Raw genomic sequence first — 9,956 nt, 5'->3', positions numbered from 1 at the left:
TACAACCGATGCTGCGCAACATGTCGCGGCTCGGTATCCAGGGAAGACTGCGCATCGTCGATATCAATCAGTTCCTCAATCGGTTGCGCAACTTCGATTTCGATATCGTGGTAGGTCAGTTTCCGCAATCCAACAATCCAGGCAACGAGCAGCGCGAATACTGGACCAGTGAATTCGCCCACGCGCCCCAGAGCCGCAACCTGATGGGGCTCGAAAGTGCGGCGGTCGACGATCTGGTGGAGCGGCTCATACGGGCCGACAGCCGCGAGGAGCTCAATACCGTTACGCGGGCGCTGGACCGGGTGCTTCTATGGAGCTTCATCACCATTCCCCAGTACCATTCCGGCGAAACGCGCATCGCCGTCTGGGACAAGTTCGGTTATCCCGAGCCGTTCCCCACCTACGGGTTCGATCTCTCGGCCTGGTGGGTCGATACCGATCGTGAAGCCGAGATCAACCGGCGCCTGCGGCGTCGCTAGGCTGACCATTGACAACCGACAAGGATGATCTGACGTGAGCCGCTACATCCTGCGCCGTCTGCTGCTGATGATACCGACGCTGATCGGTATCATGCTGCTAAATTTCATCATCGTTCAGGCCGCCCCGGGCGGCCCGATCGACCAGATGCTGGCCCGCTTCGAGGGCATGGACGCCATGGCCAGCACGCGTCTCGATGCCGGTGGTGGCGACGTGCTGGTACAGGACGAATCACGTGGCGCTCGTGGGGTCGACCCACGTTTCATCGAACAACTCGAACAGCAGTTCGGCTTCGACAAGCCGGCGCATATACGTTTCCTGACGATGATGCGCGACTACGCCACCTTCGATTTCGGCAACAGCTTCTTCCGGGATCGACCGGTGGTGGAACTGATGATCGAGCGCCTGCCGGTATCGATCTCGTTGGGCCTGTGGACCACGCTGCTGGTCTACCTCATCTCGATCCCGCTCGGCATACGCAAGGCGCTCCACCATGGCTCGCGATTCGACGTATGGACCTCGGGGCTGGTGATCGTCGGCTACGCCATCCCCGGGTTCCTGTTTGCCATCCTGTTGATCGTGCTGTTCGCCGGCGGCAGCTACTGGGACCTCTTTCCGCTACGCGGCCTGACCTCGCCCGACTTCGACGAACTCACCGCCTGGGGCAAGATCAAGGACTATTTCTGGCATATCACACTACCGGTGACGGCGCTGACCATCGGCAGCTTCGCCACCTTGACCATGCTGACCAAGAACAGCTTTCTCGACGAGATTCACAAGCAGTACGTGCTGACGGCACGAGCCAAGGGTGCGAGCGACAGCCGCACGCTTTACGGGCACGTGTTCCGCAATGCCATGCTGATCATCATCGCCGGGCTGCCAGGAGCGCTGGTGACGATTTTCTTCACCGGCTCGCTGCTGATCGAGGTGATCTTCTCGCTCGAGGGGCTCGGCCTGCTCGGTTTCGAAGCGGTGATGCAGCGCGACTACCCGGTGATCTTCGGCACGCTGTTCCTCTACACCCTGATAGGGCTGGTGCTTAAACTCATCTCGGACCTCACTTACGTCTGGGTGGATCCGCGCATTGATTTCGAGACAAGGGAGTCCTGAGCCAATGGCTACTGCCTTCACTTCCAGACTCTCACCCATTGCACGGCGTCGTATCGACGTCTTTCGCCAGAATCGCCGTGCCCGGATCTCGCTGTGGATCTTTCTCGCCCTGTTCGTGGTGAGCCTCACGGCCGAGCTGATCGCCAATGACAAGCCAATCGTCATGAACTACGACGGCCAGTGGTACGTGCCGCTGCTGGTCGACTATCCCGAGACGGAGTTCGGCGGCTTCTTACCCACTCGAACCGACTATCACGACCCATTCATTCAGCAGCAGATCGAGGAGAATGGCTGGGCGATCTGGCCATTGATTCCCTTCTCCTACCAGACACTGGACATGCAGATGATGCGGCCGTCGCCCTCTCCACCCGACTCACGGCACTGGCTGGGTACCGACGACCAGGGACGCGACGTTCTGGCCCGGGTCATCTACGGCTTCCGGCTTTCGGTGTTCTTTGCCCTGGTGCTGACCGCCGGCTCCCTGGTGATGGGAGTGATCATCGGCGGGATACAGGGTTACTTCGGTGGCAAGACCGACCTGATCGGTCAGCGGCTGACCGAGATCTGGTCGGGCCTGCCGGTGCTGTTCCTGCTGATCATTCTGGCCAGTCTGGTGCAGCCCGGTTTCTGGTGGTTGCTGGGCATCATGCTGCTGTTTTCCTGGCTTGGTCTGGTGGATGTCGTACGCGCCGAGTTCCTGCGCGCGCGCAACCTCGAGTACGTTCGGGCGGCAAAGGCGATGGGGCTGCCTTCACGCTTGATCATGTGGCGTCATGTGTTGCCCAACGCCATGGTGGCCACCCTGACGTTCGTGCCGTTTCTCTTCACCGGTGCCATCACGACCCTGACGGCGCTCGACTTTCTCGGCTTCGGCTTGCCACCGGGCTCGCCATCGCTGGGCGAGCTGGTGGCACAGGGCAAGAACAACCTGCAAGCCCCCTGGCTCGGCATCACCGCCTTCGTCAGTCTGTCGCTGATGCTGTCCCTGCTGGTGTTCATCGGTGAAGGCCTGCGTGACGCCTTCGACCCCCGCCACATCAGGTTCGCACCAAGTGCCACCCCGTTGACCAGGACCCAACCCAATGCCTGAAGCTCGTCCCTTGCTGCGTCTCGACAAGCTATCCATTGCCTTCGACGGCAAGCCGGTGCTCAGAGAGCTGACGTTGGAGGTTCACCGTGGCGAGACCCTGGCCCTGGTAGGGGAGTCGGGCTCGGGCAAATCCATCTCTGCCCTCGGCGCCATGAATCTGCTGCCCGAAAACGCCCAAGTCAGCGGCGGTCGCTGGCTGGGGGACACCGACCTTGCCGCGCTGAAGAAACGTCAGTGGCAAGGGCTTCGCGGCAGACGTGTCGGCTTCGTGTTTCAGGAGCCAATGACGTCACTCAATCCGCTGCACACGGTGGCCAAGCAAATCGGTGAAACGTTGCGCCTGCATCAAGGTCTCTCGGGCCGAGCGGCACGCGAGCGAACGCGCAAGCTGCTGGAGCAGGTCAAGCTGCCACGACCCGATGAACTGCTCGATGCCTGGCCTCATCAGCTGTCTGGGGGACAACGGCAGCGCGTCATGATTGCCATGGCCATCGCCAACGACCCCGAGCTGCTGATTGCCGACGAGCCGACCACGGCACTCGATGTCACGGTACAGCAAGAGATTCTGGCGCTGCTTGCCGAGCTGCGCGATCGTCATGGCATGGGCATGCTTTTCATTACCCACGATCTGAACCTGGTAAAACGTCACGCGGACCGAGTCTGCGTGCTGTATGACGGCACGGAGCAGGAAACGGGGCCTGTTCGCGACGTCTTCACATCGCCGGCCAGCAGCTATACGCGTACGTTGCTGGATGCCGAGCCTACCGGCCGCCCTGCCCCTGTGGCGTCGACAGAGCGCCTGCTCGACGCACGCGGCGTTGCGGTCAGCTTTCAGCGCCCGAAGCGGTTGTTTGCCAAACGTCCGCCCGCTTTCGAGGCGGTGAGACCGATCGATCTTCATCTGGCCCCGGGCGAGACACTCGGCATCGTCGGGGAGTCCGGCTCGGGCAAGACCACGCTGGCCATGGCACTGCTGCGCCTGGTCGAGAGCCGCGGCGAGATCGAGCTCGATGGTGAACGTCTGGATCTTCTAACCGGCAATGCGCTGCGCAAGCGGCGGCGGCGTATCCAGGTGGTGTTCCAGGACCCCTATGGCTCGCTGTCACCGAGAATGCCGGTATCCGATATCATCAGCGAGGGTCTGCGCTTCCACTACCCGGAGCTACCCGAAGAGGAAGTACTCGCGCGTGTACGGGCAGCGATCCAGGAAGTCGGCCTTCCGAGCGACTGTGCCTCACGGTATCCGCATGAATTCTCGGGCGGCCAGCGGCAGCGCATTGCCGTGGCGCGGGCACTGATCCTCGAACCGGCCCTCGTGGTGCTCGACGAGCCCACCTCGGCACTGGATCGCACCGTGCAGAAACAACTCGTCGAGCTGTTACGCGACTTGCAAGTGCGACGCGGCCTGAGCTTCCTCTTCATCAGTCATGACCTTGCAGTCGTGCGTGCTATGGCCCACCGGGTGCTGGTCCTCAAGGATGGGGAGTTGGTTGAACAGGGAGAGTGCCTGGCACTGCTGGCAGATCCTGCTAGCGACTATACTCGCGCTCTGGTCAAAGCGGCCGGCTTGGCGCCACAGGCCTAAGTGACTGACGATTCCGGCCAGGCTTTCTCGATTACGACAGCAATGGTAGATAACGGTATAAGTAATCGCATGCTTCGTTGAACCCAGCTGTTAGGAAGTCATGAGATAATGAGCTTCCACTGCCAGGAATCGCCGCCATGTGTCGCCTTGCCTTGCTGCCGTGGCCAATCGCAGCACTGCTGAGCCTGGTGCTGCTCATGCTTCCCCCTGTCACCATCGCCTCGGTGCCCCCGCTGGACCTCGATACGGGGTGGGAGTACCGCTGGGGAGACTCGCCCTTCCTGGCGGATGGCACACCTGAATGGCTTGTCGAACCGGCCACCGAAGGCGTTTGGCAAGCCATCGATTTTCCCTCCAATCCTCCGGGACGCAACGGTATGCGTCATGCCTGGTTCAGGATCACTCTACCGCCCGGCGAATGGCGCGACCCGGTGCTGTACATCTACAGTATCGATTTGATCGCCCAAGCCTATCTGGACGATACGCAGATCTACCAGTACGGCAGCTTCGATGAGCGCGGCGAAGGGGCCTTCATCGGTTGGCCGTGGCACATGATCAGCCTGCCTGAGGATTTTGCCGGCCGCCAACTCACCTTCCGCGTCTATTCCAACTACACAGATATCGGCCTGTGGGGTGAAGTACGCCTGATGGACCGTCCCGAGCTGCTCGGGATGATTCTCAAGCGCTCCGCTGCCGACCTGGCGATAAGCGCGTTCTGTCTGCTGCTTGCCCTGCTTGCGCTCGGCTTCGCCCTGGTGCAACAGCGTCGGCGTACCTTCATCGGCATCGCTCTGTTTTCCAGCGCCTCTGGGATCATGATCCTGGCGGAGACCCAGGCCAGCCAGCTGCTGCTTTTCAAACCACTGGTGTGGGACTATCTGGCTGCGGCCAGCTACTATGCCCTCCCCGTAGGGATAGGGGTGTTATTGGAGACCTGGTTCACAGGCAGGAAGAAACGCTGGATAAAGCGTCTCTGGCACTTCCATCTAGGTTACCTGGTGCTGGCAATCGGCCTTGCGCTTGGCGGTGCCGTCAACCTTTCCAGCACCTTCCCCGTCTACGATGCGTTGCTTGCCTTCAGCCTCCCCGCGCTGTTCGCTTTACTGGTCGCCAATCTGGCCCAGCTCGGCGGCGAGCAGCGACTTGTCATCGCTGCCTATGGCTTGTTCGGCTTGTTGCTGCTGTTCGACATGGCAGTTGCCCATGGTCTGCTCCCGTGGCGGCGCATCCCCGTCAGCCTGGGTGCACTTGGCTTCAGTCTCGTCATCGTAGCCATTTCTCTACGCCACTACGCCCGCACGCAGCGCGAACTGATCGAGCTGAACTCACGACTGGAGAAACAGGTGGCGGAGCGTACCCATGAGCTACAGCAGATGGTCGAACGATTCCGCACCTTTTCCTATCAGGACACATTGACGGGACTCAAGAACCGGCGCTTCTTCGATGAAATTCTCACCCACGAGGCGGCCATTGCCCGGCGAGGATCGACACTGACCCTGGCAATGCTCGATATCGATCACTTCAAGCAGTTCAACGACCAGTACGGCCATGAAGCCGGCGACGCGGTGCTGATCGCCACGGCGCAGCTGATTACCGAGCATTTTCGCGAAACGGATGTGATCTGCAGGCTGGGGGGCGAGGAGTTCGTCGTTCTCATGCCTTCAGCATCGGAGGTGGAGGCCAAGGTGGCCGTCGAGCGGCTGCTGGATTCCCTTCGCAGGCAACGTTTCCGGCATGGCGACAATGCTCTCGGTCGCGTTACTCTCTCCTGCGGTATTGCCAGTTACCCGCGCCACACCGACGACCCTTTGGAATTGCTCCGCCTGGCAGACATGGCGCTCTATCATGCCAAGCACTTCGGACGCGACCGCAGTGAAACCTACACGTCCGCCAGCTGATCAGCTGAAAGCAGCCACCTCGTCTACGCTCAGCTCGCGCCACTCACCTAGGGCCAGAGTGCCCAGCGACAGTGGACCGATAGACTCCCGGTGCAGCGCAGTGACGTGATTGCCGATGGCGGCGAACATGCGCTTCACCTGATGATAGCGCCCCTCATAAAGGGTCAGCTCTGCGTCATGTGAGCCGTGCATGACGAGCTCCGCCGGTAACGTCGGCTTTTCCTCGCCTTCGAGCATGAAGCCTTCTGCAAAGCGGCTCACTGCTTCCGCCAACGCCTCACCCTGTAGCGCCTCGGCCAGCGTTGCCCGGTATACCTTGGCGCAGCGCTTGCGTGGCGAGGTGACGCGATGCGCCCACTGTCCGTCATCCGTCAGCAGTACCAGGCCCGTAGTATCCACATCGAGCCGCCCTACTGGCTGCAGACGCTCGGCCTTGGGCAGGTCGACGAGATCCACGGCACGGGGATACAACCCTCGGCGCGCAGTGCATTCGACGTCCGCAGGCTTGTGGAGCATCACGTAGCGCAGCCCCACAAGGGCCAGGGGTTGCCCTGCCCATTCAACGCGATCGTCGCTGGCGATGTGAGTGGCGGACTGCTTTACCACCGCTCCGTTGACCGTGACCTCTCCACGATGCATTGCCTTCTTGGCCAGGCTTCGCGTCAGCTCGGTAGTTTCCGCAAGGAATCGATCCAGCCGCATCAGAACCCGACTCCATCGGCCAGCGAAAAGTGATCGGCGTCGCGCCATGCAGGAAACTTCTCGCGAAACGCTTCCAGCTCGGCCTTGGAGAGAGTGGCGGTCTTGATGAAGACGCTATCTCGCGGCTCGTCGATAAGCGCCTCACCCTTGAAGTCCACGAGCATGGAGTCGCCGGCATAGTGCATGCCGTTGGCATCCTGCCCTACCCGGTTGACCCCGATCACCGGGCACAGGTTTTCGATGGCACGGGCCTGTAGCAGAATGCGCCAGGGATGCCGTCGCGGCGCCGGCCAGTTGGCTACGCACAGCAGCGCATCGTACTCGAAGTGCTCTCCTGGCGCGGGACTCTGGCGAAGCCAGACGGGGAAGCGCAGGTCGTAGCAGACGCTGAGCAGAATACGAAACCCCTTGAGCGTGACGATGACCCGGTCGTGGCCCATCGAATAGCGTTCGTGCTCACCGGCCATGCGAAACAGGTGGCGCTTGTCGTAGGTGACCCGGCTGCCGTCCGGCCGCGCCCACACCAGACGGTTGTAGTAGTTGCCGTCTTCGACGATGGCCACGCTGCCGGTCACGACGCAGTTGCGCTTGACCGCCTGCTCGCTCAGCCATGCGACGGCACGGCTCTGCTCCATTGGCTCGGCCATCGCGCGTGAATTCATGGTGAAGCCGGTGGAGAACATCTCCGGCAACACGATCAGGTCGGTCTCCTCTCCGCCAAGTCCACCGAGCTGCTCTTCGAGCAAGCGGCAGTTGGCTTCGGGCTCTTCCCAACGCAGATCGCACTGCACCAGGGTCGTACGTAAATCGCTCATGCTGGCTCCCCTTGCCACGTCTCACCCGTGTTCAGTCTAGTGCCTCCAGCCTACCCCAGGCGAACGGCGTCGTCAGCCTGATGAATCCTTGCGCTACCGATGGGAATGATCGTGGTGATGCCAAGAATAGCCTGCTAAGTTATACCTTTCCGACATCGAGACCCCTGCATGGCCCTTTCCCCATCGAGCGATCGCGAAGCCACCCGCGGCGTCGGCTTCGGCCTGACCGCCTATATCATGTGGGGCTGCTTTCCACTCTTCTTCGCCCTGTTCGACGGCATACCCGCTTTCGAGGTGCTGATTCATCGCATCATCTGGTCATGCCTGTTCCTGGTCGGCCTGGTGACGCTACTGAAGCGCTGGGGACCGATTCGCAAGGCTCTGGCCGAGCCCCGACGCTTGGGCCGAGTGCTGGGCTGCGCCTTGTTGATCGCCATCAACTGGGGCCTTTACATCTACGCCGTCGAGACTCGACAGGTGTTCCAGGCCAGCCTTGGCTATTTCCTTACCCCTCTGGTCAATGTGGCGCTCGGCATGCTGGTCCTGCGCGAGGCCATGGCCGGCCTTCAGCGCTTGGCCGTGCTGCTGGCAGGTGCGGCCATTGCCATCCAGCTCGTGCTGTTGGGGGAACTGCCATGGATCAGCCTGACGCTGGCGCTCTCCTTCGGCACCTATGGCCTGTTGCGCAAGCAGGTACCGTTGGATGGGCTCTCGGGGCTTTTCGTGGAGACGCTGCTGTTGCTCCCGCTGGGGCTGATGGCGCTGGCCTGGCTCAGTGCCTCGGGCCTCTCGCACTTCCTCGACGGTCAGCGCATAACGCTTCTGCTGATGGCCAGCGGTGTGATTACCGCGCTGCCGCTGCTGGCCTTCGCCGGTGCCGCCCGTCGGCTACGCCTCACCACCCTGGGCTTTTTGATGTACCTGAACCCGACGATTCAATTCTTCATCGCCTTGTTGGTGTTTCGTGAGACGCTATCCCTGGTGCAGCTTGCAACCTTCATCCTGATCTGGGCCAGTCTCGCTCTCTACTCCTGGTCGGCATGGAACGGACGGTCACGTTCTCCACTGGCACCGGCAGGTGCTGGCGGTACGAGCGAGAGAGCTTGACGCAATGCTGCGAGAGTCGGACATCGAGCCGCCTCGTATCGTGCTCATCGGCGCCGGTCACGCCCACCTTCATCTGGTACGGCATATCGGCAGCCTGGCCGAGGCCAAGGTCACCCTCGTCGATCCCGGGAGTTTCTGGTACTCCGGCATGGCGTCCGGCGTGCTTGGCGGGAGCCATGACAGCAGCGAGGATCGCATCGACCCCAAGCGGCTAGCCCGGCACCATGGGATCGATCATGTGCGGGGGCGCCTGGTCCGGCTCGACCGCACCCAGCGTCTGGTCTGCCTGGCGGACGGCCGCTCGCTGCCTTACGGCCTGGTCTCGCTCAACCTTGGCTCCTATGCACCGACGCTCACCCCCCTTGCGGAAGGACCGAGGGCCTGGGCCGTCAAGCCGATTCAGCAACTGGTGGCGTTGCGACACTGCCTGGAAACGGCCTACAGGCGTGGCGAATGCCCAGCACTGGTCGTCGTAGGGGGTGGCGCCAGCGGCGTGGAGCTGGCCTGCAATCTGCGTGCGCTTGCCGAGAAACACGCGGCAAGAACGTCGATCACCCTGGTCACCCGGGGAAATACGCTGCTCGATGGGGCGCCCCAAGGAGCGCGGCACTGGATTGCCGGTCATTTACATCGACTCGACATCCAGGTGCGCTGCGGCATGCGGGCCGTTTCGTATCACCGACAAGGATTGATGATTGCCGCGCAACCTGTCGCCCGGGGTCAGGAGAACCTTGAGCTGATCGAATGCCAGCACGTGGTGCATGCCAGCGGCCTGGCTCCGCCGCCGGTACTGGAGCACCTCGGGGTGAAGCTCATTGCCGGGCGGGGAGTCGCGATCGGCGACACGCTGCAGAGCGTCGACGATCAAGACATTTTTGCAGCCGGGGACTGTGCAGCGCTGGTCGATCACCCCCTGCCCCGGCTCGGCGTCTATGGGGTTCGCCAGGCGCCGGTGCTGCTGGCAAATCTTGCGGCCCGCCTAAAGGGGCAGGGGTTGCATCGTTACACGCCCCAGGTCAGCGCGCTGACCATTCTCGATCTGGGACAAGGGAACGGCCTGGCGATCCGCGGCCGTTTATGGTGGGCCGGGAGGCTCAGCCTGCTGTGGAAGCGCCGGCTGGATGAGCGCTTCATGCAGCGTTACCGGCGCTGACATCCATCCCCCGACGCCA

General features: G+C 62.0%; 8 protein-coding genes and 1 pseudogene. 7 read left to right on the top strand and 2 right to left on the bottom strand.

The window, feature by feature from the left end; genetic code table 11:
• The 5 genes and pseudogenes from AC2VNO_RS19145 to AC2VNO_RS19125 all read left to right on the top strand — a co-directional run.
• Positions 1–479, top strand: a pseudogene (locus tag AC2VNO_RS19145) (ABC transporter substrate-binding protein); the annotation flags it as partial.
• Positions 480–513: 34 nt separating this feature from the next.
• Positions 514–1,587 carry a microcin C ABC transporter permease YejB gene (locus AC2VNO_RS19140; RefSeq protein ID WP_486935619.1) on the top strand — a complete coding sequence of 358 codons (1,074 nt, stop codon included), beginning with the start codon at positions 514–516 and terminating at the stop codon, positions 1,585–1,587.
• 4 nt (positions 1,588–1,591) lie between these two features.
• A complete protein-coding gene (locus AC2VNO_RS19135; RefSeq protein ID WP_228575429.1) occupies positions 1,592–2,677 on the top strand; it encodes an ABC transporter permease in 1,086 nt (361 codons plus the stop codon).
• Positions 2,670–4,262, top strand: a complete 1,593-nt coding sequence (locus AC2VNO_RS19130; RefSeq protein WP_486935618.1) for an ABC transporter ATP-binding protein — start codon at positions 2,670–2,672, stop codon at positions 4,260–4,262. The genes AC2VNO_RS19135 and AC2VNO_RS19130 overlap by 8 nt, the downstream gene beginning before the upstream one ends.
• 137 nt (positions 4,263–4,399) lie before the next feature.
• Positions 4,400–6,160, top strand: coding sequence for a GGDEF domain-containing protein (locus tag AC2VNO_RS19125; RefSeq protein ID WP_486935617.1), 1,761 nt, complete (start codon positions 4,400–4,402; stop codon positions 6,158–6,160).
• On the opposite strand, the gene AC2VNO_RS19120 is transcribed toward AC2VNO_RS19125, so the two are convergent.
• Positions 6,161–6,862, bottom strand: coding sequence for a pseudouridine synthase (locus AC2VNO_RS19120; RefSeq protein ID WP_486935616.1), 702 nt, complete (start codon positions 6,860–6,862; stop codon positions 6,161–6,163).
• A complete protein-coding gene (locus AC2VNO_RS19115; RefSeq protein WP_486935615.1) occupies positions 6,862–7,677 on the bottom strand; it encodes an amidohydrolase in 816 nt (271 codons plus the stop codon). Before AC2VNO_RS19115 ends, AC2VNO_RS19120 begins: the two co-directional genes overlap by 1 nt.
• Before the next feature lie 168 nt (positions 7,678–7,845).
• Here AC2VNO_RS19115 and rarD point away from each other — a divergent pair, with 168 nt between their 5' ends.
• Entirely contained in the window at positions 7,846–8,784 is a 939-nt protein-coding gene (gene rarD / locus AC2VNO_RS19110; protein WP_486935614.1) for an EamA family transporter RarD, read from the top strand.
• 4 nt (positions 8,785–8,788) lie between these two features.
• Positions 8,789–9,937 (top strand): NAD(P)/FAD-dependent oxidoreductase, encoded by a 1,149-nt coding sequence (locus AC2VNO_RS19105; RefSeq protein WP_486935613.1) that lies wholly within the window; start codon positions 8,789–8,791, stop codon positions 9,935–9,937.
• Positions 9,938–9,956 lie beyond the last annotated feature (19 nt).

The sequence above is a fragment of the Halomonas sp. TH-94 genome (genome assembly GCF_057473365.1).
This window is presented reverse-complemented; position numbering and strand designations above follow the sequence as displayed.